The sequence below is a fragment of the Pseudomonas sp. GW821-FHT02B10 genome, from assembly GCF_059421865.1.
Window position 1 is genome coordinate 74,220 of record NZ_JBWKVU010000004.1, and the last position, 22,632, is coordinate 96,851.

The 22,632-nt window shown below is 64.3% G+C and carries 20 protein-coding genes; 7 read left to right on the forward strand and 13 right to left on the reverse strand.

Going from position 1 to position 22,632, the window contains the following annotated elements; translation table 11 throughout:
- Positions 1-29: 29 nt before the first annotated feature.
- Positions 30-1,019 (forward strand): Csu type fimbrial protein, encoded by a 990-nt coding sequence (locus AC07VU_RS10845; RefSeq protein WP_274304050.1) that lies wholly within the window; start codon positions 30-32, stop codon positions 1,017-1,019.
- A gap of 251 nt (positions 1,020-1,270) precedes the next feature.
- Here the strand turns inward: AC07VU_RS10845 and AC07VU_RS10850 are convergent, their stop codons facing one another.
- Together AC07VU_RS10850 and AC07VU_RS10855 are read right to left on the reverse strand one after the other, a co-directional pair.
- On the reverse strand, positions 1,271-2,023 hold the full coding sequence (locus AC07VU_RS10850) for an anti-sigma factor family protein (RefSeq protein ID WP_495029851.1): 753 nt from the start codon (positions 2,021-2,023) through the stop codon (positions 1,271-1,273).
- Positions 2,020-2,526 carry an RNA polymerase sigma factor gene (locus AC07VU_RS10855; RefSeq protein WP_087091647.1) on the reverse strand — a complete coding sequence of 169 codons (507 nt, stop codon included), beginning with the start codon at positions 2,524-2,526 and terminating at the stop codon, positions 2,020-2,022. Before AC07VU_RS10855 ends, AC07VU_RS10850 begins: the two co-directional genes overlap by 4 nt.
- 180 nt (positions 2,527-2,706) lie before the next feature.
- Between AC07VU_RS10855 and AC07VU_RS10860 the strand changes: the two genes are divergently transcribed.
- Both AC07VU_RS10860 and AC07VU_RS10865 read left to right on the forward strand, forming a co-directional pair.
- On the forward strand, positions 2,707-3,792 hold the full coding sequence (locus tag AC07VU_RS10860; protein ID WP_277589215.1) for a catalase family peroxidase: 1,086 nt from the start codon (positions 2,707-2,709) through the stop codon (positions 3,790-3,792).
- On the forward strand, positions 3,789-4,328 hold the full coding sequence (locus AC07VU_RS10865) for a cytochrome b (RefSeq protein WP_277589214.1): 540 nt from the start codon (positions 3,789-3,791) through the stop codon (positions 4,326-4,328). The genes AC07VU_RS10860 and AC07VU_RS10865 overlap by 4 nt, the downstream gene beginning before the upstream one ends.
- Before the next feature lie 43 nt (positions 4,329-4,371).
- Here AC07VU_RS10865 and AC07VU_RS10870 read toward each other — a convergent pair whose 3' ends face one another.
- Complete coding sequence (locus tag AC07VU_RS10870; RefSeq protein ID WP_274304046.1) at positions 4,372-5,583, reverse strand: MFS transporter; 1,212 nt, start codon at positions 5,581-5,583, stop codon at positions 4,372-4,374.
- A gap of 97 nt (positions 5,584-5,680) precedes the next feature.
- Between AC07VU_RS10870 and AC07VU_RS10875 the strand changes: the two genes are divergently transcribed.
- Positions 5,681-6,127 (forward strand): winged helix-turn-helix transcriptional regulator, encoded by a 447-nt coding sequence (locus AC07VU_RS10875; RefSeq protein WP_274304044.1) that lies wholly within the window; start codon positions 5,681-5,683, stop codon positions 6,125-6,127.
- 39 nt (positions 6,128-6,166) lie between these two features.
- Here AC07VU_RS10875 and AC07VU_RS10880 read toward each other — a convergent pair whose 3' ends face one another.
- Positions 6,167-7,318 carry a M14 family metallopeptidase gene (locus tag AC07VU_RS10880; RefSeq protein WP_277589213.1) on the reverse strand — a complete coding sequence of 384 codons (1,152 nt, stop codon included), beginning with the start codon at positions 7,316-7,318 and terminating at the stop codon, positions 6,167-6,169.
- A 508-nt stretch (positions 7,319-7,826) separates the two neighbouring features.
- A complete protein-coding gene (locus AC07VU_RS10885; protein ID WP_007929666.1) occupies positions 7,827-8,168 on the reverse strand; it encodes a DUF6124 family protein in 342 nt (113 codons plus the stop codon).
- A 131-nt stretch (positions 8,169-8,299) separates the two neighbouring features.
- Here AC07VU_RS10885 and AC07VU_RS10890 point away from each other — a divergent pair, with 131 nt between their 5' ends.
- Positions 8,300-8,965, forward strand: coding sequence for a LexA family protein (locus AC07VU_RS10890; RefSeq protein WP_007929663.1), 666 nt, complete (start codon positions 8,300-8,302; stop codon positions 8,963-8,965).
- 56 nt (positions 8,966-9,021) lie between these two features.
- Here the strand turns inward: AC07VU_RS10890 and AC07VU_RS10895 are convergent, their stop codons facing one another.
- From AC07VU_RS10895 to AC07VU_RS10910, 4 genes are read right to left on the reverse strand one after another with little or no spacing between them, the layout of a single operon-like run.
- A complete protein-coding gene (locus AC07VU_RS10895; RefSeq protein WP_495029852.1) occupies positions 9,022-10,968 on the reverse strand; it encodes an acetyl/propionyl/methylcrotonyl-CoA carboxylase subunit alpha in 1,947 nt (648 codons plus the stop codon).
- Positions 10,968-11,783 carry a gamma-carboxygeranoyl-CoA hydratase gene (locus AC07VU_RS10900; RefSeq protein WP_007929659.1) on the reverse strand — a complete coding sequence of 272 codons (816 nt, stop codon included), beginning with the start codon at positions 11,781-11,783 and terminating at the stop codon, positions 10,968-10,970. Before AC07VU_RS10900 ends, AC07VU_RS10895 begins: the two co-directional genes overlap by 1 nt.
- 17 nt (positions 11,784-11,800) lie before the next feature.
- A complete protein-coding gene (locus AC07VU_RS10905; RefSeq protein WP_277589211.1) occupies positions 11,801-13,408 on the reverse strand; it encodes a carboxyl transferase domain-containing protein in 1,608 nt (535 codons plus the stop codon).
- Between the two features lie 11 nt (positions 13,409-13,419).
- Positions 13,420-14,583 carry an isovaleryl-CoA dehydrogenase gene (locus tag AC07VU_RS10910; RefSeq protein ID WP_009044618.1) on the reverse strand — a complete coding sequence of 388 codons (1,164 nt, stop codon included), beginning with the start codon at positions 14,581-14,583 and terminating at the stop codon, positions 13,420-13,422.
- A gap of 225 nt (positions 14,584-14,808) precedes the next feature.
- Here AC07VU_RS10910 and AC07VU_RS10915 point away from each other — a divergent pair, with 225 nt between their 5' ends.
- Complete coding sequence (locus AC07VU_RS10915) at positions 14,809-16,503, forward strand: AMP-binding protein (RefSeq protein ID WP_274304034.1); 1,695 nt, start codon at positions 14,809-14,811, stop codon at positions 16,501-16,503.
- Positions 16,504-17,160: 657 nt separating this feature from the next.
- Here AC07VU_RS10915 and AC07VU_RS10920 read toward each other — a convergent pair.
- From AC07VU_RS10920 to AC07VU_RS10930, 3 genes are all read right to left on the reverse strand, one after another.
- Positions 17,161-18,060, reverse strand: a complete 900-nt coding sequence (locus AC07VU_RS10920; RefSeq protein WP_038577780.1) for a hydroxymethylglutaryl-CoA lyase — start codon at positions 18,058-18,060, stop codon at positions 17,161-17,163.
- Between the two features lie 156 nt (positions 18,061-18,216).
- Complete coding sequence (locus AC07VU_RS10925; RefSeq protein WP_007929654.1) at positions 18,217-18,621, reverse strand: MerR family transcriptional regulator; 405 nt, start codon at positions 18,619-18,621, stop codon at positions 18,217-18,219.
- Between the two features lie 168 nt (positions 18,622-18,789).
- Positions 18,790-19,716 (reverse strand): LysR family transcriptional regulator, encoded by a 927-nt coding sequence (locus AC07VU_RS10930; RefSeq protein ID WP_009044615.1) that lies wholly within the window; start codon positions 19,714-19,716, stop codon positions 18,790-18,792.
- 177 nt (positions 19,717-19,893) lie between these two features.
- On the opposite strand from AC07VU_RS10930, the gene AC07VU_RS10935 reads away from it, so the two are divergent.
- Positions 19,894-21,123 (forward strand): acyl-CoA dehydrogenase, encoded by a 1,230-nt coding sequence (locus tag AC07VU_RS10935; protein ID WP_009049813.1) that lies wholly within the window; start codon positions 19,894-19,896, stop codon positions 21,121-21,123.
- Positions 21,124-21,216: 93 nt separating this feature from the next.
- Here the strand turns inward: AC07VU_RS10935 and AC07VU_RS10940 are convergent, their stop codons facing one another.
- Complete coding sequence (locus AC07VU_RS10940; protein WP_274304030.1) at positions 21,217-22,599, reverse strand: substrate-binding domain-containing protein; 1,383 nt, start codon at positions 22,597-22,599, stop codon at positions 21,217-21,219.
- Positions 22,600-22,632 lie beyond the last annotated feature (33 nt).

Here is a 22,632-nt window from a genome sequence, read left to right on the forward strand (position 1 = left end):
TTCATGAACGGAATCGGGAGGCGGTGAACATGGACAGGTTGTGTCGCTATTGGGGCCAGGGGCTGTTGCTGATGGCGCTGCTGTCGCCGGGGGCGGCCCAGGCCCTGTGTTCGGTGGTCAGTACCTCGCCGGCGAGTTTCGGCACCCTCAGTTCGATCCTGGTGCGCACCACCTCGCAGTCCGCTTCCAGCACCAACGCCGGCCTGGCCTGTACCGGCTCGTTGGCGACCCTGATGGCCAGCAACGATCATTTCTACGCCACCATCACCTCCTCGCAGAGCGGGCTGTTGGGCCCCACCGGCGATGTCATCGGCTATACCATCTACGGCGACAACAGCACCAACTACCCCATCAACCGCGGTGTGCAGTTCGACTTTGCGCGCAACTCCATCGTCGATGCCCTGGGGCTGCTGGGCAGCCCGACCGTGGCCAAGGCCATTCCGGTCTACTTGGGTAGCATCACCGGCAGCAACGTCGCCGCCGGCATCTACACCGAGACCCTGAGCATCGCCTGGAGCTGGAACTACTGCTCGGGGATCGGTGCGCTGGGCGCATGCCTGGGGCGCGATATCGGCAGCGGCGTCGCCAGCCTGACGGTCAACCTGACGGTGGCCAACGATTGCGTGATCACCGCGCCCAATATCAGTTTCGGCAGTGCGCCGGTGATCAGCGCCTTCGCCACCGTCAGCGGACAGACCATCAACCTTGCCTGTACCAAGGGCAGTGCCTACACCGTGGGCCTGGACGATGGCCAGCATGCCGTCAGCGTCGGCGGGCGGCGGCGGATGATCTCGGGGAGCAATTACCTGGCCTACGACATCTTCAAGAGTGCCGGCACCACCCGCTGGGGCAGCGTGGGCGCGGCGCGGCGGGCCAGTTCCGATGCCGAGGTGAACCCGGGCAACGGCCTGGGCACCGGCAGCCAGGTGTTCAACTACAACGCCAGGATCTACACCGACCAGGCCACGCCGCCGGCGGGGACCTATATCGACAATGTGGTGCTGGATGTGGGGTTTTAGGCGGGGAGAGACAAACGATGGGGTGCAGGGTTACGGCTCATAGTGTGCCGGTCTCAGGCCCCGGCGGTGTTCTGGATATCCTGCGGCCGCTGCGCTGCCGATCACAGGCTGCGCCAGCGGCTACAGGAGGGGTAACGGCGCTCGGGAGAGGCGTAGCCGCTGCCGCAGGCTGCGATCGGCCGGGGTCGCGCTCGACACGAAGGACCTCTGGCGGTCTCAAGGCCGGTCCACGGGGATGTGGCTGCCATGGCTCAGAACCTCTGGGTGTCCTGCAGCCGCTGCGCCACCGCCGAACCACTGGGGCTGACCATGGCGTAGTTGTAGCCGCTGTCGGACCAGTAGTCGGCCTGCAGTTCGCCATCGCTGCGGCTGCCCCGGGGCAGCAGGTAGTGCTTCGGTCCCGGCGGACGGATATAGAAGCTGATCCTGTGCCCGCCCTGATCCTCGTACAGCACCATCGCCGCCGGCCCTTGATCGGTGCTCAGCAGGCGCCCGCTGACCGCCTGGAAGCCCGATTCGCGCAGGTCCGGCAGGCGCTCGGCCTGGGTGAAGTAACGGTCGAGCCAGGCCTGCATGGCGCCATTGCCCTGGACCTTGAGGTCGGCCGGGAGGACGCCTTGCTGGGCAAACAGGCGGTAGGCCTGCAGGGCGTCGGTCATCGGCAGCGGGGCGTTGGCCAGGGTCATTTCCCGCGCCTGCCAGCCACTCAGGCCGCCGACGCCGAGGGCGATCAACAGCAGCGCGGCGCTGGCCAGGTGGCGGCGCGACTGGCGCTTGAGGCGCTGGCGAATCAGCGCCGGGTCGAGGTCGGGGTTGGCCGGTTGTTGCAGGGCGCCGCCGAGGGCCGCGCGCAACTGCTGGGCGTCCTGCTGCCAGGCCTGGACCTGGGCGGCGAGCTGCGGGTGGCTGCTCAGGTAGGTTTCCAGCAGGCGTCGGTCGCTCTCGTTGAGCCGATGATCGACGTAGGCGTGCAGGTCGCGTTCGCTGGGGGGCAGGCTGATCATTTGAGTATCCGCAAAGAAGGGCTGCTGATTTCGCCGTCGCTGAGCTGGCGCAGGGCCTGGCGCGCCCGGGACAGGCGAGACATCACGGTGCCGGTGGGCACCTCGAGGATGGTGGCGACTTCCTTGTAGCTCAGGCCTTCCACCGAGACCCAGAGCAGCAGCGCGCGCTGCTCGGCGGGCAGGCGGTCGAAGGCTTCCAGGGTCGATTGCGCGACCACGCTGCGTTCCACCGAAGGCTGGGCGTCGTCGCGCCCGGTGAAGAATTCCAGCATGCGCGCATAACGCCGTGAGCGGCGGTGCGCGTCGAGAAACTGCCGGTAGAGAATGGCGAACAGCCAGGCCCGCAGATCGCCCTCGGGGCGTTTTTCGCCCCAGCTCGACAGCGCCCGTTCCAGGCTCGCCTGCACCAGATCGTCAGCGCTGCTGGGCTGGCGGCTCAGGGACAGGGCGAAGCGCCGCAACCGGGGGATGATTTCACGCAGCTGTTCGTCGATATCGTTCATGGGGTCCTGCAGGTTGTTGGCCAGTCGCTACGCTTGCAACAGCGTGCTTGCAACAGCCAGACGCCTGGTCGTGCAGGTTATTCCCGTGCTGGAAAAATAAATAGCGGGCCAGGGAATAACCGCTGTCGGGGCTCGTCTGACTTGTCCTTTCCACCTGTGGCCGCGGCCCTGGAGATATTCATGGTAGATCGTCCATCACCCCCTGACCGTCCGCCCTTGAGCGCGGCCAGCCTGAGCCTGCGTCTGGGCGGGATCGCCCTGGTGGTCGCGGCCCTGGCCGGCGCCATGGCTTATGTAAACGGCACTTTCGATCCGCAGCGCCTGACCCCCAAGGCCCTGGTGGATGTGCTGGAGAAAAACAACGGCGTGCATCCGGGCTTTCGCCGCAACCATGCCAAGGGCGTGTGCGTGGCCGGTTATTTCGAGAGCAGCGGCGAGGCCCGCAGTTATTCCAGCGCCCAGGTGTTCAACGAAGCGCGGACCCCGGTGGTCGGGCGTTTCGCCTTGCCTCCCGGCAATCCCTATGCGCCTGACAGCAGCGTGCCGATCCGCAGCCTGGCCCTGCGTTTTACCCAGGCCAACGGCCAGCAGTGGCGCACCGGGATGAACAGCATGCCGGTGTTCCCGGTGGGCACCCCCGAAGCGTTTTACCAGTTGCAGCAGGCCAGCTCGCCCGACCCGGCGACCGGCAAGCCGAACCCGGCCAGCGTGCCGGCGTTTTTCGCCGCCCACCCCGAAGCCATGCCGTTCCTGCAATGGATCAAGGGCGCCAAGCCCTCGGCCAGCTATGCCACCGAAACCTACAACGGCATCAACGCGTTTTACCTGGTGAGCGCCAGCGGGCAACGCCAGGCCGTGCGCTGGGGCGTGGTGCCGCTGACCCAGGACGCACCCGGCGCGATAGCGCCAGAGGGTAACGACTTCCTGGAAAAAGACCTGGTGCAGCGCCTGGCCGCGGGGCCGTTGCGCTGGCGCTTGAACATCACCCTGGCCAACCCGGGCGACCCGACCGACGACGCCAGCAAGGCCTGGCCCAGCGAGCGCAAGGTGCTGAATGCCGGGACCCTGGTACTGGAGCGCAGCCAACCGCAGAACGATGGCGAATGCCGCGACATCAACTACGACCCGCTGGTACTGCCGAGCGGCATCGCCGCCTCCGACGACCCGCTGCTGGCGGCCCGTTCGGCGGCCTATGCCAGTTCTTATCTGCGCCGCACCAGTGAAGTCGACCAATTGCCCCGCGCTGCCCAGGAGTCCCGCCCATGAGCGCCCAACCGAACCACTTCGCGCCACTGGCGCGCCTGCTGCACTGGCTGATGGCGCTGATGATCATTGCCATGCTGTTTATCGGCGCCGGCATGGTGGCCTCGGTGTCCGAGCGTCACCAATGGCTGATCCACCTGCACAAGCCGCTGGGCATTGCCATTCTGTTGCTGGTTATCGTGCGTTTGGTCGTGCGCTTTTCCACCCGGCAACCGCCGTTGCCGGCGGACCTGCCGGGCTGGCAGGCGGTGGCGGCCAAGGCCTCCCATGTGCTGCTGTACGCGCTGATGCTGGTCCTGCCGCTGCTGGGCTGGGCGATGATTTCGGCGGCGGGCGACCCGGTGATGCTCGGCAGTTCGCTGCAGTTGCCGGCGATCCTGCCGGCCAATGCCCAGCTGTTCGCCTTTTTACGCAAGGCTCACGGCGTTCTCGCCTACCTGCTGTTTTTGACGGTGCTGCTGCATCTGGCGGCGGCGCTGTTCCATGGCTGGGTGCGCCGCGACGGGGTGTTGGAGAGCATGCTGCGCGGCAAGGAGTGAGGGTGGGGGCGGTGCGGTCGAGAAGGACCGTACGGGCCCCGTCTCAACCGGCACACACCAGGGCTTTGCGCGGGTTCAGGCTCCACAGCCAGTACAGCAGCGCCACGCCATTGATCGCGGCGCCCAGCAGGCACACCCCGGTCCAGCCCGCCCAGGCGTACATGGCCGTGGCGCCGATCGAGCCGCTGGCGCTGCCGATCGAATAGAACAGCATGTAGCCCGCGGCCAGGCGGCTCTGGGCCTCGGGGCGGGTGCTGTAGATCAGGCTCTGGCTGGTGACATGCACCGCCTGCAAACCCAGGTCGAAGACGATCACCCCCAGCAGCAGGGCCCAGAGTGACCACTGGGTGTAGGCGATGGGTAACCAGGAGGCCAGCATCAGGCTCAGTGCCAGGCCGCTGGTCCACTGGCCCAGACCGCGGTCGGCCAGGCGTCCGGCGCGCGAAGCACCCAGGGCCCCGGCCGCGCCGGCGAGGCCGAACAGGCCGATCTCGGTATGGGACAACGACAGCGGTGGGGCACTCAGGGGCAGCACCAGCGGGGTCCACAACACGGTGCCGGCGCCGAAGATCAGCATTGCCAGCACCGCCCGGTCGCGCAGGACCTTTTCTTCGCGAAACAGACCGAACAGCGAGCGGATCAGTTGGCTGTAGCTGTGCAGCGCCGCCGGTTGCTCGACCTTGGGCAGTACCCGCCACAACAGCAGCGCCATGACCAGGGTCAGCCCGGCCGACAGCAGGTACACCGAACGCCAGCCGGCCAGGTCGGCCATGGTGCCCGAGACTGTGCGCGCCAGCAGGATCCCGAGCACGATGCCGCTGGTCACGCTGCCCACCACCCGGCCACGTTCGCCCGGCGCGGCCAGATTGGCGGCATAGGCCACCAGTACCTGGGTCACCACCGCGAGCAGCCCGGTCAGGGCCATGCCCAGCAACAGCCAGGTGCTGTCCGCAGCCAGCGCCACCATCAATAGCGCAGCGACCGACAAGCTCGTCTGGCCGACGATCAGCCGCCGCCGGTTCAGCAGATCGCCCAGCGGCACCAGGAACAGCAGGCCGAGGCCGTAGCCGACCTGGGTCAGGGTAATGACCAGGCCGATGGTCGCCGGCGGCATGCCCAGGCTGTGGGCCATGGCATCGAGCAGGGGTTGGGCGTAATAGACATTGCCCACCGCCAGCCCGCAGGCAATGGCAAAGAGCAGCACCACCGACGCCGGAATGGTGGCGGATGGCAGGGGGGCAATTGCGGCTGTCATGCTCGGCTCCGTGAGTTCTGGTTGCGTTATGAAACCAGTTGTACGGTAGAGAGGCTGGTTTTATATTGCAACCACTTTCCTGTCGCGAGTCTGCATCATGGTCAAACGCACAAGCCTGGAGGGCGCCGAATGCCCGGTGGCCCGTTCGCTGGACGCTATCGGCGACTGGTGGTCGCTGCTGATCATTCGCGATGCCTTCGACGGCATCCGCCGCTTCAGCGAGTTCCAGCGCAACCTGGGGATGGCCAAGAACATCCTCGCCGCCCGCCTGCGCACCCTGGTGGCCCATGGCATCTTCGAGGTGCTACCGGCGTCGGATGGCAGTGCCTATCAGGAGTACGTGCTGACGCAGAAGGGCAACGGCCTGTTCAACCTGATCATCGGTCTGCGGCAGTGGGGCGAGGCGTATTTCTATGAGGCGGGGGAGGCGCATTCGCTGATGGTCGACCGCGAGCAGGGGCAGCCGCTGCGACCGCTGGAATTGCGCTCAGCGGACGGGCGCCTGCTCGGGCCCGAGGATTGCCGACGGGTGCCGGCGCAATAGGCACTGGCCGCGGTTCGAGCCGCGGCCAGCACAGCAGGATCAGCGCAGGATGCCGACCATGTCGGCCACGGTGCTGAGGACGTCCTTGCCCAGCTGCATCGAGCGTTTGCCCGACCAGCCGGTGAGCAGGTTGGGGTTGTCGTCGTGGTCCTTGAACGGCATTTCCAGGGTCAGCGACAGGCAGTCGAACTTCTCGCCGACGCTGTTGCAGGCCAGGGTCATGTTGGCTTCGCCGGGCTTGTCCCTGGTGTAGCCGTGGGTGGTCTGGAAGTCCCGGGTCTTGTGTTTCAGGTGGCTGCGGAAATGCTCCTCGAGCTTGGCCAGGCGCGGCGTGTAGCCCGGGTTGCCTTCGCAGCCGGCGGTGAACACATGGGGGATTTCTTCGTCGCCGTGCACGTCGAGGAACAGGTCGACACCGTACTGCTCCATCTGCTGCTGGACGAACAGCACTTCCGGGCTGAGCTCCTGGCTGGCGCTCTGCCAGGCGCGGTTCAGGTCCTGGCCCATGGCGTTGGTGCGCAAATGGCCGTGGAAAGCGCCGTCGGGGTTCATGTTCGGCACCAGGTACAGGTCGGCGCTGGCCAGCAGCCTGTTCAGCTCGGCATCGTCACGGTGCTGCAGGCGCTCGATCACGCCCTCCATGAACCATTCGGCCATGTGCTCGCCAGGGTGCTGCTGGGCGATGATCCAGACCTTGCGCCGGCCTTCGCCGCCGTTGCCTTTGCGCAGCAGCTGGATGTCACGGCCCTCGACGCTTTTGCCGGTGGCCAGCAGTTCGGCGCCGGCCTTGGTCAGTGCCTGATCGATCAGCCAGTCGTGCCGACCGCGGCTGTAGGGTTCGAAGTAGGCGAACCAGGCGTGGGTCTGGGTGGCTTCCAGGCAGAAGCGCAGGGTGTCGCCTTCAAAAATCGTCGGCACGCGGAACCAGTTGACGTGATCGTAGGACGCCACCGCCTGATAGCCGCTCCAGGCCTTGTTGTATGAGGATTTGCTGGCATTGCTCAGGCGGAACCAGTGTTCCTGGCCGACATGCAGGCCGCTGGCCTTGAAGTGGAACCACTGGAAATGTGCGCTGCGGGTGTCGGGCTTGATGGCCAGCAGGACTTGCGACGGGTTGCTGGCATCCAGTACTTCGATATTGCCGCTGTCGAAATTGGCAGAGATTTGAAACGAGCTTTGGGCCACGGTCATGATTCCTGAGCAGGATTTTTATGGCCGTTACTTTAGCAAGGCGGGGGAGTTGCAGGGGGGCAATTTCGGCGGGAGAGGGGGGCGTCGTCCTTGACGCGAAAGCAGCTTAGAAGCTATGCGATTGATTCTCAAGCGCTGTTTTTGCATTTGCGAGCCGTTGCGGCGGGCGTCGGCTTGCAATGAGGCATTCTTTTGCTATCATCGCCGCCAATTTAGCGGTACCCAGTCTTCATTAGCCTGAAGCCAAGCCAGAAAAACTGGCAGAAAAAAAAGACCCGGCAAAAAGCCGGGTCAAAAACCGTGATTAGCCTGATGAGGAGATAATCCAGGAGTCCGACCTAAGGTCTCTTGGGTTATCGACTGATCTCGCGACCAGTTGCTTGCAATAATAATCATTATCATTTGCAAGTCAAATGTTTTTCCCCGCCTTTTAGAAAATAATTTCCTGCCCCTGTTGCCAGCCTTGTTTATCGGCCGGATCGGCCGTGGGCGAATTCTGCCGCGGCACTCATTCCGGGCGATGGCTGTCCAGCGAGCGATCCACCAGCGCCTTGGCCATGTCGATCATGTGCACCACGGAAAACGCCAGGTCGCGCCGGGTACCCCGCAGGTGGTCGGCAGCCTCGTAGGCACTGGCCGCGGCGCAACGCAGCAGGTCGGAAGCGTGGATCATCGCTTCCTCGCTGCTGATGCTGTGTTTGACCTCGAAGAACTTCTCGTCGATCGACGATTCTGCAATAGCCGGTTTCAAGTAGTAGTCCATGGCCCGGCGAGCGGCCTCGCTGTCCTTGAGGGCGTTGAAGCCGACATCGGTTTCCAGTTCCGGTGCATCTTTGCTGGTTGTGCTCATGAGCGGTTCCATCCTTTGACGTGGAATAAGAGGGTCTGAGGAATGGTAATACTTAATGTATTTGTGACTAGGTTTCAAATACTACAACTTGTGTGTTGAGGGCCGAAATACACAACGTATTGTTCCGCTCCATGGACAAATGGATCGAGTTGGTTAAATCCAACATGAAGGACCGCAAGGTCACACAAGAAAAGCTCGCGGAGCGCCTGGGCATGTCCCAGGGCGGCATCGGTCATTGGCTGAGCAAACGCCGCCAGCCGAAGATCGAAGACATGAACCGGGTGCTGGAAGAAATCGGCCTGGGTTTTCTCGAAGTCGCGCTGGTGATCCGCGAAAAACCACAGGTGGATGACGAGGGCCAACTGCTGCTGGAAGGGCCGTCGTTGGTGCAGAAGTACAACCCGTACTTCCGCTATCCGGTCAGCGACTGGCGGGGCGTTGGCGAGGTGCGCGAGGCCGGTGGCGTGGGCTACGCCAGCGAGCGTTACGAGCTCTCTGACTACCAGGCCGAAGGCTCGGCTTTCTGGCTGGTCGTGGTGGGCGACGCGATGATTGCCCCGAGCGGCCTGAGCATCGCCCAGGACATGTTGATCCTGGTGGACCCGGCGGTGGAGGCGGTTCCCGGCAAGCTGGTGATCGTGCAATGCCCGGGCAGCACCGAAGCGATTTTCCGCAAGCTGGTGGAGGAGGGTGGGCAGCGTTATCTGGTGCCGCTGAATCCGACTTACCCGAAGGCGCTTTACAGCGATGACTGTCGGATTATTGGTGTCGTGGTGCAGGCTACCGCTAAATTCTGACGTAAAAATACGATCGTTCCCGCAAGGCTGCGGGAACGATCTTCTGCCTCAGGAGCTTATTCCAGCTCCACCAGGGCGCTTCCCTCACTGACCATTTCACCTTCCTGGCAATACAGCGCCTTGACCACCCCGGCTTGCGGTGCGCGGATGCTGTGTTCCATCTTCATCGCTTCCAGAACCACCAGTTGCGCGCCAGCTTCGACGCTCTGCCCGGCTTGCACCAGAACCCGCACGATGCTGCCGTTCATGGGCGCGGTCAGGCCGCCATGATGGCCGTGGCTGGCCTCCACCGCGGCAATCGGGTCATAGGCCGTGACCCGGTGCATCTCGCCCTGCCACTTCAGGTACAGGCTGTCGTCCTGGCGAATCGCCCGGTGCTGCTGGCGCAGCCCCTTGTGTTCGATCGACAGCTGCTCGCCGTGCAAGGCCATGGCCGTGTTGTGGGTGTCCAGCGTGATCGCCCGGTCCTGGCCCTCGCAGTCGAGGTGCAGCACGGTTTCCCGCGGCAGGCCGATGCGCAGGCCGCTGGCCTTGGCCCAGGGCGAGTGACGGTCGTCGGCGCGCGTCTGGTCCGGCTGGCTCTGGGCGAACGCCTGGGCGGCGGCCTGCCAGAACTCGTCGCTCAAGGCGCTGGCCGGTGGCAGCAACTGGTCCTGATAGCGCGGGATAAAGCCGGTATCCAGCTCGGCGGCGGCGAAGGCCGGATGGGCGATGATGCGCCGCAGGAACGCCAGGTTGGTCTTCAGCCCGCCGATGGCGAACTCGTCGAGCATGCCCAGCAGACGCAAACGTGCCTGCTCACGGTTTTCGCCCCAGGCGATCAGCTTGCCGAGCATCGGGTCGTAGAACGGCGACACGCTGTCGCCTTGCTCGACGCCGCTGTCGACCCGACGTCCAGGACCCGACGCCGATTCGCGGTACAGCGCCAGGCGCCCGGTGGCCGGGAGGAAGTCATTGCCCGGGTCCTCGGTGTACAGCCGCACTTCGATCGCGTGCCCGATCAGCGGCACCTGGTCCTGGGTGATCGGCAGTGCTTCGCCCTGGGCCACGCGGATTTGCCAGGCCACCAGGTCCAGTCCAGTGATGGCTTCGGTGACCGGGTGCTCCACTTGCAGGCGGGTGTTCATTTCCATGAAGAAGAATTCGCCGCGCGAATCCAGCAGGAATTCCACGGTGCCGGCGCCGACGTAACCGATGGCCTGCGCCGCGCGCACCGCGGCTTCGCCCATGGCCTTGCGCTGCTCGACGCTCAGGCCGGGGGCCGGGGCTTCTTCGACGACTTTCTGGTGGCGCCGCTGGATCGAGCAGTCGCGCTCGTTGAGGTACAGGCAGTTGCCGTGCTGGTCGGCGAACACCTGGATCTCCACATGACGCGGCTTGAGCACGTACTTTTCCACCAGCATCCGCGAATCGCCGAAGGACGACTGCGCCTCACGCTGGGCCGAGGCCAGGGCTTCGGCCAGTTGGCTGACGTCCTCCACCACTTTCATGCCCTTGCCGCCACCGCCGGCGGTGGCCTTGAGCAGCACTGGGTAGCCGATGCGTTCGGCGGCGACGCGGAAGGTTTCCAGGTCCTGGGCTTCGCCGTGGTAACCGGGGACCAGGGGCACGCCGGCGGTTTCCATCAGTGCCTTGGCCGCCGATTTGCTGCCCATGGCGTCGATGGCCGACGCCGGCGGGCCGAGGAAGATCAGGCCGGCGGCTTCGATGGCGCGGGCGAAGCCGGCGTTCTCCGAGAGAAAACCGTAGCCGGGGTGAATCGCCTGGGCGCCGCTGGCCTTGGCGGCGGCGATCAGTTTGTCGATCTGCAGGTAGCTGTCGGCGGCCTTGCTGCCGCCCAGGTCGATGCGCAGGTCGGCTTCGCGGCTGTGGCGGGCGTCACGGTCGGTGGCGCTGTGCACGGCCACGGTGGTCAGGCCCAGGGCCTTGGCGGTGCGCATCACGCGGCAGGCGATCTCGCCGCGGTTGGCCACCAGCAGGGTGGTCAGGACAGGGGCGCTCATTAACGCGACTCCTTGGTGATCTGGTCGGGCTGCCAGCTGGGCGAGCGCTTTTGCAGAAAGGCGCGCAGGCCTTCCTGGCCTTCGGGGCTGACGCGGATGCGGGCAATGGCGTTTTCGCAGTAGCGGCGCAGGGCCGGGGTCAGGGCGCCGTTGCCGACTTCGCGCAGCAGGTCCTTGCTGGCGCGCATGGCGCACGGGCTGTTGAGCAGCAGGTTGTCGATCCACGACGCCACTTGTTGTTCCAGCTCGGTCGCCGGGTAGCTTTCCGCCAGCAGGCCGATTTCCCGGGCCCGCTGGCCGCTGAAGCGCTCGGCGGTCAGGGCGTAGCGGCGCGCCGCGCGTTCGCCGATGGCTTGCACCACGAACGGGCTGATCACCGCCGGGGCCAGGCCGATGCGTACTTCCGAGAGGCAGAACTGCGCGTCGTCGGCACCGATGGCCATGTCGCAGCAACTGATCAGGCCCAGGGCGCCGCCAAAGGCCGCGCCTTGCACCACGGCCAGGGTCGGGATCTTCAGCTTGGCCAGGTTGTACATCAGCTCGGCCAGCTCGCGGGCGTCGTCGAGGTTGGTGTGGTAGTCGAGTTCAGCCGACTGCTGCATCCAGGCCAGGTCGGCGCCGGCGCTGAAATGCTTGCCGCGGCCGCGCACCAGCAAAAAACGCAGGGCCGGATCGCTTTGCACCTGATCCAGGGCGAGGATCAGCTCGCGGATCATTTCGGCGTTGAAGGCGTTGTTCTTTTCCTCGCGGCTGAGCCACAGGGTGGCGAAACCACGCGGGTCCTTCAGCAGTTCCAGGGTGTTGAAGTCGTTCATGTCGGTTTCGCTCCGGGTCACATGCGGAACACGCCGAAGCGGCTCTGTTCGATAGGGGCGTTGAGGGACGCGGACAAGGCCAGCGCCAGGACGTCGCGGGTCTGCGCCGGGTCGATGACGCCGTCGTCCCACAGCCGGGCGCTGGAGTAATACGGATGGCCCTGGTGTTCGTACTGGTCGAGGATCGGCTGCTTGATCTCGGCTTCCTGGGCGGCGCTGAACGTCTGTCCGCCGCGTTCGGCCTGTTCGCGCTTGACCTGCACCAGCACCCCGGCGGCTTGTTCGGCGCCCATCACTCCGATCCTCGCGTTGGGCCACATCCACAGGAAACGTGGGTCGTAGGCGCGGCCGCACATGCCGTAGTTACCGGCTCCGAAGCTGCCGCCGATGATCACCGTGAACTTCGGCACCTTGGCGCAGGCCACCGCGGTCACCAGCTTGGCGCCGTGCTTGGCGATGCCGCCGGCTTCGTATTTCTGCCCGACCATGAAGCCGGTGATGTTCTGCAGGAACAGCAGCGGGATGCCGCGCTGGCAGGCCAGTTCGATGAAGTGCGCGCCTTTCTGCGCGGCTTCGGCGAAGAGGATGCCGTTGTTGGCGAGGATGGCGATCGGGTAACCGTGCAGGTGGGCGAAGCCGCACACCAGAGTGGTGCCGAACAGCGCCTTGAACTCATCGAAGACCGAAGCGTCCACCAGCCGCGCGATGACTTCGCGCACATCGAAAGGTTGTTTGGCGTCGGCCGGGATCACTCCGTACAGCTCGTCGCTGGCATACAGCGGGGCGATCGGCGCGCGTTGCTGCAACTCGCCCTGTTTGCGCCAGTTGAGGTTGGCGATGCTGCGCCGGGCCAGGGCCAGGGCGTGTTCGTCGCTGTCGGCGTAGTGGTCGGCGACACCGGAGATCTTGCAGTGCACATCGGCGCCGCCGAGGTCTTCGGCGCTGACCACTTCACCGGTGGCGGCTTTCACCAGCGGCGGGCCGGCGAGGAAGATGGTGGCCTGTTCGCGGACCATGATCGCTTCGTCGGCCATGGCCGGCACGTAGGCGCCACCGGCGGTGCAGGAGCCCATGACCACGGCGATCTGTGGGATGCCCTGGGCGCTCATGTTGGCCTGGTTGAAGAAGATCCGCCCGAAGTGTTCGCGGTCGGGGAACACCTCGTCCTGGCGCGGCAGGTTGGCGCCGCCCGAATCCACCAGATAGATGCAAGGCAGGCGGTTCTGCTGGGCGATGGTCTGGGCGCGTAGGTGTTTCTTCACGGTCAGCGGGTAATAGGAGCCGCCTTTCACCGTGGCGTCGTTGGCCACGATCATGCATTCGACGCCTTCGACCCGGCCGATGCCGGCAATCACCCCGGCGGCCGGCACGTCTTCGCCATACACCTGATACGCCGCCAGCTGGCTGACTTCGAGGAAGGGCGAGCCCGGGTCGAGCAGGCGGTTGATGCGCTCGCGTGGCAGCAGTTTGCCACGCGAGGTGTGCCGTTCCTGGGCCTTGGCGCCACCGCCTTGCTGGACCTGGGCGAGCAGGGTGTGCAAGGCGTCGACCTGTTTGAGCATCGCTTCGCTGTTGGCGACGAACTCCGCCGAACGGGGGTTGAGCTGGGTATGCAGGATAGCCATGGACAGCTCCGTTAGCGGGTTTCGTTGAACAGTTCGCGACCGATCAGCATGCGGCGGATTTCGCTGGTGCCGGCGCCGATTTCATACAACTTGGCGTCACGCAGCAGGCGGCCGGCGGGGAACTCGTTGATGTAGCCGTTGCCGCCAAGGATCTGGATTGCGTCCAGGGCCATCTGGGTAGCGCGTTCGGCGCTGTAGAGGATCACTCCGGCGGCGTCCTTGCGCGTGGTCTCGCCGCGCTCGCAGGCCTGGGCCACGGCATACAGGTAGGCGCGGCTGGCGTTGAGCTGGGTGTACATGTCGGCGACCTTACCCTGGATCAGCTGGAACTCGCCGATGCTCTGGCCGAACTGCTTGCGGTCATGGATGTAGGGCACTACCAGGTCCATGCAGGCCTGCATGATCCCGGTCGGGCCGCCGGAGAGCACCACGCGCTCGTAGTCCAGGCCGCTCATCAGCACCTTAACGCCGCCATTGAGCACGCCGAGGATGTTCTCTTCCGGGACTTCCACGTCGTCGAAGAACAGCTCGCAGGTGTTGGAGCCGCGCATGCCCAGCTTGTCGAACTTGTTGCTGCGGCTGAAGCCTTTCCAGTCGCGCTCGACGATGAACGCAGTGATGCCGTGCGGGCCCTTTTCCAGGTCGGTCTTGGCGTAGATCACATAGGTGTTGGCGTCGGGGCCGTTGGTGATCCAGGTCTTGCTGCCGTTGAGCACGTAGTGGTCGCCGCGCTTGTCGGCGCGCAGCTTCATCGAGACCACGTCGGAGCCGGCGTTGGGTTCGCTCATGGCCAGGGCGCCGATGTGTTCGCCGCTGATCAGCTTGGGCAGGTAGTGGCTTTTCTGTTGGTGGTTGCCGTTGCGGTTGATCTGGTTGACGCAGAGGTTGGAGTGGGCGCCGTAGGAGAGGGCGACCGAGGCCGAGCCGCGGCTGATTTCTTCCATGGCCACCACGTGGGCCAGGTAGCCCAGGCCGGCGCCGCCGTATTCTTCCGGCACGGTGATGCCCAGCAGGCCCATGTCGCCGAACTTGCGCCACATGTCGGCGGGGAACAGGTTGTCGATGTCGATCTGTGCCGCCCGTGGCGCCAGCTCGGCCTTGACGAAGGCCTGCACCTGGTCGCGGAGCATGTCGATGGTTTCGCCGAGGGCAAAGTTCAGGGTCGGATAGCTCATGGGGGCACCTTCAAACTTGTTTTTATGTCAGGGAGTCGGGCTGTGGAGAGCGGCTGATTCGGCTCTCACCTTTACGTTAACGTAAACCTGCGACGGGTGGCTGTCAATCGCCCTTTACGTAAACGTCAACTTGCGCCAGAGTAGGGGCGTTTTCGCTGGGGGCCAGGCTCCTTCGCTACATGCCTGGCTCATGCTTACCCACTAATAAAGACAATAGGGGTCATCATGGATCAACCCGCATCCGCGCCGGGGCGCAGCTACACTCGCGGCACGCAGGACAAGGCCTTGCTGGCGCTGACCATCGGTCAGGCGTTCGATCGCACGGTGGCGTCATACCCTCGGGGCGAAGCCCTGGTGGTGCGTCATCAGCAGCTGCGCTACAGCTGGCAGCAACTGGCCGAAACCGTCGATCTGCATGCCCGGGCGCTGCTGGCCCTGGGGCTCAAGACCGGCGACCGGCTGGGCATCTGGGCCCCCAACTGTGCCCAGTGGTGCATCAGCCAGTTCGCCAGCGCCAAGATCGGCGCGATCCTGGTGAACATCAATCCGGCCTATCGCAGCTCCGAACTGGAATACGTGCTCAAGCAGTCCGGCTGCCAGTGGCTGGTGTGCGCCGGAGCGTTCAAGACCTCCGACTACCACGCCATGCTCCAGGGCCTGGCGCCCGAACTGGCGCAGCAGTCCATCGGCCAGCTGCAAAGCGAGCGCCTGCCGGATTTGCGCGGCGTGATCAGCCTCGATGCCCGGCCGCCGTCGGGCTTTCTGCCCTGGTCGCAGTTGGCCGACCTGGGGGCCGGCGTCAGCGTTGAAGCGCTGCGCGAACGCCAGGACAGCCTGGACCCCGACCAGGCGGTGAATATCCAGTACACCTCCGGCACCACCGGTTTCCCCAAGGGCGCGACCCTCAGCCACTACAACATCCTCAACAACGGTTACATGGTCGGCGAGAGCCTGGGCCTGGGCCACGAGGACCGCCTGGTGATCCCGGTGCCGTTGTACCACTGCTTCGGCATGGTCATGGGCAACCTGGGCTGCGTGACCCACGGCACGACCATGATCTACCCCAACGATGCCTTCGATCCGCTGCTGACCCTGGGCGCCGTGGCCGAGGAAAAGGCCACCGGGCTGTACGGCGTGCCGACCATGTTCATCGCCATGCTCGACCAGCCACGGCGTGCTGAGTTCGACCTGTCGAGCCTGCGCACCGGGATCATGGCCGGGGCCACCTGTCCGATCGAGGTGATGCGCCGGGTGATCAGCGAGATGCACATGAGCGAAGTGCAGATCGCCTACGGCATGACCGAAACCAGCCCGGTGTCGTTGCAGACCGGCCCGGCGGATGAGCTTGAGCTGCGCGTGACCACGGTCGGTCGCACCCAGCCGCAGCTGGAAAGCAAGATCATCGACGAGGCGGGCAATATCGTGCCGCGCGGCACCATCGGCGAGCTGTGCACCCGCGGTTACAGCGTGATGCTGGGCTACTGGAACAACCCCCAGGGCACGGCCGAAGCCATCGACCAGGCCGGCTGGATGCACACCGGCGACCTGGCGACCATGAACGAGCAGGGTTACGTGTGCATCGCCGGGCGTAACAAGGACATGATCATCCGCGGCGGCGAGAACATTTATCCGCGCGAGCTGGAGGAGTTTTTCTTCACCCACCCGGCGGTGGCCGACGTGCAGGTGATCGGCATCCCGTGCTCGAAATATGGCGAAGAGATCGTCGCCTGGATCAAGTTCCACCCTGGCCACAGCGCCAGCGAGGAGGAGCTGCAGGCCTGGTGCAAGGCGCGTATCGCCCACTTCAAGACGCCGCGTTACTTCAAGTTCGTCGAGGAATTCCCGATGACCGTGACCGGCAAGATCCAGAAGTTCAGGATGCGCGAGATCAGCATCGAGGAGTTGCGCGGGCATTCCTGAGCCATTCGAGCAGGCTCCCGCGAATATGTGCGGGAGCGGCTCGCGAGCGGTTTTGGGGGGCGCAGCCGAGCCAGGAGAGGGGAGGGAAACAGGAAGGCCGGAAAGCACAAAGGGGAGCCGAAGCTCCCCTTTAATTTTTGTCGTTGCGTGCTCTTTTTTTATTATTGAGGGGCGGTCTGTTGTTGTTTTTGGCAACCGTTACCCTTTACCGCTGTTTTTGGCGATCCCCATCCGGGATCAAGAGCAAACGTATTTTTTTGAGCGCTGATCTATTTTCTCGCTTGAGCGACCAACCAGTTCGGGAGCTACCTTGGGGTAGTTTTATTGTTCTCTGCCCGGTTGCGGGTGGCTCTTATTGTTAAAGACACCCAGGAAAACACATCCTCTCCAAAAAAATCTGTTAGCTGCGTCTCTGCCGTGTTGTTTTTGTTATGTCAGAGTCGTTTCGTCTTATTTTTATTAGCTTTGCTGCTTTTTATTCTTGTTATGCCAGAGATATAGCAGAAGCCATGCCAACTTTTTAAAATCCTTTAAAATCAATGGTTTGATAAAATTGGTCTTTCATCTGTACCGCTAGAAAATCGACAAACTGTTTCCGTGTTACCCGTTTCGAGCGTGCGCCAGAGCGGCCGGTAACACCCTGAAACAGGCGTGCCCTCAACCTGGGTAACGGGCCTTGGCGACGCGCGAGCCGGTGGGCCGCCCCAGCACGGAGCAGATCTGCTGGCCGGCGAGGATCAGGCGCTCCATGTCGATACCGGTTTCGATGCCCAGCCCGTTGAGCAGGTACAGCACGTCCTCGCTGGCGACGTTGCCGCTGGCGCCCTTGGCATAGGGGCAGCCGCCGAGCCCGGCGATCGAGCTGTCGAACACCGCGATGCCTTCCAGCAGGCTGGCGTAGATATTGGCCAGGGCCTGGCCATAAGTGTCGTGGAAGTGCCCGGCGAGCTTGTCCCGCGGAACATGGGCGGCCACCACCTCGAACATGCGGCGGGTAGCGCCGGCGGTGCCAGTGCCGATGGTGTCGCCCAGGGACACTTCGTAGCAGCCCATGCTGTACAGCTCGCGGGCGACCACGGCGACCTGTTCCGGCGCTACTTCGCCTTCGTAAGGGCAGCCCAGCACGCAGGACACGTAACCGCGCACGGTAACGCCATGCTGTTTCGCTGCCTCCATGATCGGCACGAAGCGTTCCAGGCTCTCGCTGATGGAGCAGTTGATGTTGCGCTGGGAAAACGCCTCGGAGGCGGCGGCGAACACCGCGACTTCCTTGACCCCGGCGGCCAGGGCGTCTTCGAAACCGCGCAGGTTCGGGGCGAGGGCGCCGTAGGTCACCCCCGGCTTGCGCTGGATCTGCGCGAACACCTCGGCGGACCCGGCCATCTGCGGCACCCATTTGGGCGAGACGAAACTGCCGACTTCTATATAGCCGAGCCCGGCCGCGCTCAGGGCATCCACCAGTTGCACCTTGTCGGCGACGCTGATGGGCTGGGCTTCGTTCTGCAATCCGTCGCGAGGACCGACTTCGACCAGGCGGACATGGGTGGGAAGGGACATGAGAGCTTTACCTATATTAAGTGGGCACTAATGTAGCCGCTGCCGCAGGCTGCGCTCGGCGACGAAGTCGACGCAAAACCAGGCGCTACGGTCTGTCTGGCAGATTGTCTGTGTTGCTGGCGCGGCCGCTTTGCAAGCGATCGCAGCCTGGGGCGGTTACTGCACGGCGCTTTTCTGATTCTGGATGGTCTGCTCCAGCGCCTGGGTGCAGCGCTCTTCCGCGGTGTCCAGCTCCAGCTTCATCTGTTCGATGTCCAGCAACTGTTGCTCCAGCTGCTCACGGCGCTCGGCGATTTTCGCCAGCATGCTGTGCAGCTGTTTCAGGTTGCCGCTGCTGGGGTCGTAGAGTTCGATCAGTTCGCGGCATTCGGCCAGGGAGAAGCCGATGCGCTTGCCGCGCAGGATCAGCTTCAGGCTGACCTTGTCCCGTGGCGAGTAGATGCGTTCCTGGCCACGGCGTTCGGGGGCGAGCAGGCCTTGTTCTTCATAGAAACGGATGGCCCGGGTGGTGATGTCGAGCTCGCGGGCAAGGTCGGAAATGCTGTAGGTCTGGCTGCTCATGGGGGCACTCGAAAAAGGTCTTGGCGTTAAGCTAATTCGAGGTTGACGTATACGTCAAGCAGGATGCCGCCCTATCCGTAGGAGCGAGGCTTGCCCGCGATGGGTCCGCTGAGGTTTCCCTGAACCACCACGTTCTCCCTTATCGCGGGCAAGCGTTGCGCCTGCACATCACTTTTCGAGTTTTTTCTCGTGGGCCGTCACCTGCTGGCACAGCTCGATCATCTGCTCGCGCATCCAGCGGTTGGCCGGGTCCTGGTCGGTGCTTTCGTGCCAGTAGAGGTGGGTTTCCAGCGGCGGCACGTCGTTGACCGGCAGGTTGAACGCCTGCAGGTCATGGCGCCGGGCGAAGCGCTCGGGCACGGTCATGACCATGTCGGTCTGCTGCAGCACTTGCGAGGCCATCAGGTAATGCTGGGAACGCAGGGCGATCTTGCGCTGGATGCCCATCTTGCCCAGGGCCAGGTCGACGTAACCCAGGCCGCTGCGACGGCTGGAAATATGGATGTGGGTCAGCGACAAGTAGTCGTCGAGGCTGAGTTTTTCCTTGTTCGCCAGCGGGTGGCTCTTGCGCATGGCGCACACATAGCGGTCTTCCATCAGCTTGACGTGGCGGACCTGCGGGTCGGTGTTGAGGGGGGCATCGACGGCGAAATCCAGGCGGCCGGCGGCCAGTTCCTTGGTGGTTTCCCGGCGTTTGGACAGGAAACTCTCGATGATCACCGTGGGTGCCAGGCGCCGCAGGCGCTGGAACAGCGGCGGCAGGATCACCGCCTCGGTCAGGTCGGTCATGCTGATGCGGTAGGTCTTGACCGCCTGCAAGGGGTTGAAGATGCGGCTTTCCTGCACCGACACCCGCAGCAGCGAAAGGGCGTTGCGCACCGGGCCGATGATGTTCTGCGCCATGGGCGTGGGCACCATGCCCTGGGCGGTCCGCACGAACAGCGGGTCGTTGAAGGTCTCGCGCAGGCGGGCCAGGGCGTTGGAGACAGCGGGCTGAGTGATGCCGACGATCTGCCCGGCGCGGGTCAGGTTGGCTTCGGTGTAGATCGCGTCGAAGACGATGAAAAGGTTGAGGTCGACCTTGCTCAGATTCATTGCGCTGCACTCTTATTGTTAGGGTCGGGAGGGATGGGTTGATGACCTGCCTGATCAGTCAATCATATATCGGTGATGAATGTTAATACACGCCGAGAATAGGCTAGGTAAATTTTCGTAAGCTGTTCTAGCATCGATTCCATGCCCTCAACCACCTCGCCAAGAAGGTAGCTGCCCATGGATTTCGCCTATTCACCCAAGGTTCAGGAACTGCGTGAGCGCGTGACCGCGTTCATGGACACTTATGTCTATCCGGCTGAAGCGGTGTTCGAACGCCAGGTCGCCGAAGGCGATCGCTGGCAGCCGACGGCGATCATGGAAGAGCTCAAACTCAAGGCCAAGGCCGAGGGGTTGTGGAACCTGTTCCTGCCCGAGTCGGAACTCGGCGCCGGCCTGACCAACCTGGAATACGCGCCGCTGGCGGAAATCATGGGCCGCTCCCTGCTGGGGCCGGAACCCTTCAACTGCTCGGCACCGGACACCGGCAACATGGAAGTGCTGGTGCGTTACGCCAATGAAGAGCAGAAGCAACGCTGGCTGGAGCCGCTGCTGCGCGGTGAGATCCGCTCCGCCTTCGCCATGACCGAGCCGGACGTGGCGTCGTCCGACGCCACCAACATGGCGGCCCGCGCCGTGCGCGATGGCGACGAATGGGTGATCAACGGCAAGAAGTGGTGGACCTCGGGCGCTTGCGACCCGCGTTGCAAGATCCTGATCTTCATGGGGCTGAGTAACCCCGATGCGCCGCGCCACCAGCAGCACTCGATGATCCTGGTGCCGGTCGACACCCCCGGGGTGAAGATTGTCCGGCCGCTGCCGGTGTTCGGTTACGACGACGCGCCCCACGGCCATGCCGAAGTGCTGTTCGACAATGTGCGGGTACCCTACGAGAACGTGCTGCTGGGCGAAGGCCGTGGTTTCGAGATTGCCCAGGGCCGCCTTGGCCCGGGGCGGATTCACCACTGCATGCGTTCGATCGGTATGGCCGAGCGCGCGCTGGAATTGATGTGCAAGCGTGCGGTGAGCCGTACCGCTTTCGGCAAGCCGCTGGCGCGCCTGGGCGGTAACGTCGACAAGATCGCCGATTCGCGGATGGAGATCGACATGGCGCGCCTGCTGACCCTGAAGGCGGCGTACATGATGGACACCGTCGGCAACAAGGTGGCGAAAAGCGAGATCGCCCAGATCAAGGTGGTGGCGCCGAACGTGGCCTTGAAGGTGATCGACCGGGCCATCCAGATTCATGGCGGGGCCGGGGTCTCCAACGATTTTCCGCTGGCCTACATGTACGCCATGCAGCGTACGCTGCGCCTGGCCGACGGCCCGGACGAAGTACACCGTGCGGCCATCGGCAAGTTCGAAATCGGCAAGTACGTGCCCAAGGAAATGCTGCGCAGCGGGCATTAAAGCGATCGCTGGCAAGCCTCGTTCCTACAGAATCTTGCGTAGGAGCGAGGCTTGCCCGCGATGGCGTCCTCGATTACACCGCTGGTTTCTCTCTCAATACACCCAGACTTCCACCCGCCGATTCTTGATCCGCCCCTCGTCCGCGGTATTGGCCGCGACCGGCATCTGCGCGCCAAAACCGCGGATCTCGCGCAACACCACACCGTTTCTCACCAGTTCCCGGCGCACGGTCATGGCTCTGAGCTTGGACAGCAGCGCCGCGCGGGCCGGATCGTTCTTGGCATCGCCGAAGCCGACCAGGGTCACGCGCTTGGCCAGCTTGTCGTGCCGCTTGAGAAAGTCCAGGACCCGTGGCAGGTCCTGGCGTGCCTTGTTGTCGAGGGTGGCGCTGCCTTCCTCGAAGCGAAAATTCACGGTCAGGCGCTGCGCCTGCCGGGCGATGGCCTGGTAACCCTCGGGCATCTGCGGGGCGGGGGCGACACTCATGGCCAGCACCGTCTGGGCAATAAAACCGTTGGTCGCGACTATGGCCTGGCCCCTGGCGCTCTGGGCGAAACGCACCAGGGCCCTGGCCCAGGGGTTTTGCTCATTGGGCGGCAGGTAGAAGTACAGGCGCCGTGACAATGGGTAGTCCTCGGTGGCGATCAGGCTGTCGAGGGGCAGCATCGGTTGCGAGCCGCCGTCGACGATCGCCACGGCCTTGGCCTGGCGCACATAAGGCAGGCCGATAAAACCGATGCCCTGGGGATCGCGGCTGACCGCGTCGGAGAGTTGTTCGCTGGACTCGAAGCGTTTCGCCGTGGCGCTCAGGTTCTTGTCGCGGCGGGCCAGTACCAGTTCTTTGAACGTGTCGTAGGTGCCGGAGCGGTCATCGCGGGCGTACAGGTGAATGGCGCCGCCGACGCCGCCCAGTTCTTCCCAGGTTTTCACCTCGCCGCTGAACACCCGCGCCAGTTGTTCGGTGTCCAGTCGCGTCAGCGGGTTGTGCGGGTGGAGGATGATGGCCAGGCCGTCGATGGCGATCACCTGTTCGGCGTCGGGGTCTTTCAGGTCGCCGAGGGCTTCCAGCTCCACCAGTTCGCTGTCCTTGATCGGCCGCGACGCGGCGGCGAGGTCGGCGCTGGCGTTCTTCAACGCGGCAAAGCCGGTACTGGAGCCATGCGCGGCGATCTCGACGACAACGCGCTGGCCCTGGGCACTCTGGCCGCTCACCCGACGTTCGTTGTCTTTACCCGTCGCCTCGATCCGTATGTCGAGCAAACCCTGTTCTTGCATCAGGCCCTTGACCAGGGCCGGGCCCAGCGCGGCACCGATGGTGTTGGAACCCTGGATGCGCAGCACCGGCTGGTTGTCGCCGGCCAGGGGCAGGGCGGCGAACACCGACCAGGGCAGGGCGTAGCAGACGAAGCCGACCAGCAGCAGGCAGAGGGTTCGGCGCCAGAGGTCCGGTTCACTGACGGTACAAACGCGTGACATGCGGCAATGGCCTTCTATGGCGAGAGCGAGTGC

What these genes read in the sequence shown, in the direction of transcription:
- AC07VU_RS10845 (WP_274304050.1), top strand. Translation starts at nt 30, where the DNA reads ATGGACAGGTTGTGTCGCTATTGGGGCCAGGGGCTGTTGCTGATGGCG.
- AC07VU_RS10850 (WP_495029851.1), bottom strand. Translation starts at nt 2,023, where the DNA reads ATGATCAGCCTGCCCCCCAGCGAACGCGACCTGCACGCCTACGTCGAT.
- AC07VU_RS10855 (WP_087091647.1), bottom strand. Translation starts at nt 2,526, where the DNA reads ATGAACGATATCGACGAACAGCTGCGTGAAATCATCCCCCGGTTGCGG.
- AC07VU_RS10860 (WP_277589215.1), top strand. Translation starts at nt 2,707, where the DNA reads ATGGTAGATCGTCCATCACCCCCTGACCGTCCGCCCTTGAGCGCGGCC.
- AC07VU_RS10865 (WP_277589214.1), top strand. Translation starts at nt 3,789, where the DNA reads ATGAGCGCCCAACCGAACCACTTCGCGCCACTGGCGCGCCTGCTGCAC.
- AC07VU_RS10870 (WP_274304046.1), bottom strand. Translation starts at nt 5,583, where the DNA reads ATGACAGCCGCAATTGCCCCCCTGCCATCCGCCACCATTCCGGCGTCG.
- AC07VU_RS10875 (WP_274304044.1), top strand. Translation starts at nt 5,681, where the DNA reads ATGGTCAAACGCACAAGCCTGGAGGGCGCCGAATGCCCGGTGGCCCGT.
- AC07VU_RS10880 (WP_277589213.1), bottom strand. Translation starts at nt 7,318, where the DNA reads ATGACCGTGGCCCAAAGCTCGTTTCAAATCTCTGCCAATTTCGACAGC.
- AC07VU_RS10885 (WP_007929666.1), bottom strand. Translation starts at nt 8,168, where the DNA reads ATGAGCACAACCAGCAAAGATGCACCGGAACTGGAAACCGATGTCGGC.
- AC07VU_RS10890 (WP_007929663.1), top strand. Translation starts at nt 8,300, where the DNA reads ATGGACAAATGGATCGAGTTGGTTAAATCCAACATGAAGGACCGCAAG.
- AC07VU_RS10895 (WP_495029852.1), bottom strand. Translation starts at nt 10,968, where the DNA reads ATGAGCGCCCCTGTCCTGACCACCCTGCTGGTGGCCAACCGCGGCGAG.
- AC07VU_RS10900 (WP_007929659.1), bottom strand. Translation starts at nt 11,783, where the DNA reads ATGAACGACTTCAACACCCTGGAACTGCTGAAGGACCCGCGTGGTTTC.
- AC07VU_RS10905 (WP_277589211.1), bottom strand. Translation starts at nt 13,408, where the DNA reads ATGGCTATCCTGCATACCCAGCTCAACCCCCGTTCGGCGGAGTTCGTC.
- AC07VU_RS10910 (WP_009044618.1), bottom strand. Translation starts at nt 14,583, where the DNA reads ATGAGCTATCCGACCCTGAACTTTGCCCTCGGCGAAACCATCGACATG.
- AC07VU_RS10915 (WP_274304034.1), top strand. Translation starts at nt 14,809, where the DNA reads ATGGATCAACCCGCATCCGCGCCGGGGCGCAGCTACACTCGCGGCACG.
- AC07VU_RS10920 (WP_038577780.1), bottom strand. Translation starts at nt 18,060, where the DNA reads ATGTCCCTTCCCACCCATGTCCGCCTGGTCGAAGTCGGTCCTCGCGAC.
- AC07VU_RS10925 (WP_007929654.1), bottom strand. Translation starts at nt 18,621, where the DNA reads ATGAGCAGCCAGACCTACAGCATTTCCGACCTTGCCCGCGAGCTCGAC.
- AC07VU_RS10930 (WP_009044615.1), bottom strand. Translation starts at nt 19,716, where the DNA reads ATGAATCTGAGCAAGGTCGACCTCAACCTTTTCATCGTCTTCGACGCG.
- AC07VU_RS10935 (WP_009049813.1), top strand. Translation starts at nt 19,894, where the DNA reads ATGGATTTCGCCTATTCACCCAAGGTTCAGGAACTGCGTGAGCGCGTG.
- AC07VU_RS10940 (WP_274304030.1), bottom strand. Translation starts at nt 22,599, where the DNA reads ATGTCACGCGTTTGTACCGTCAGTGAACCGGACCTCTGGCGCCGAACC.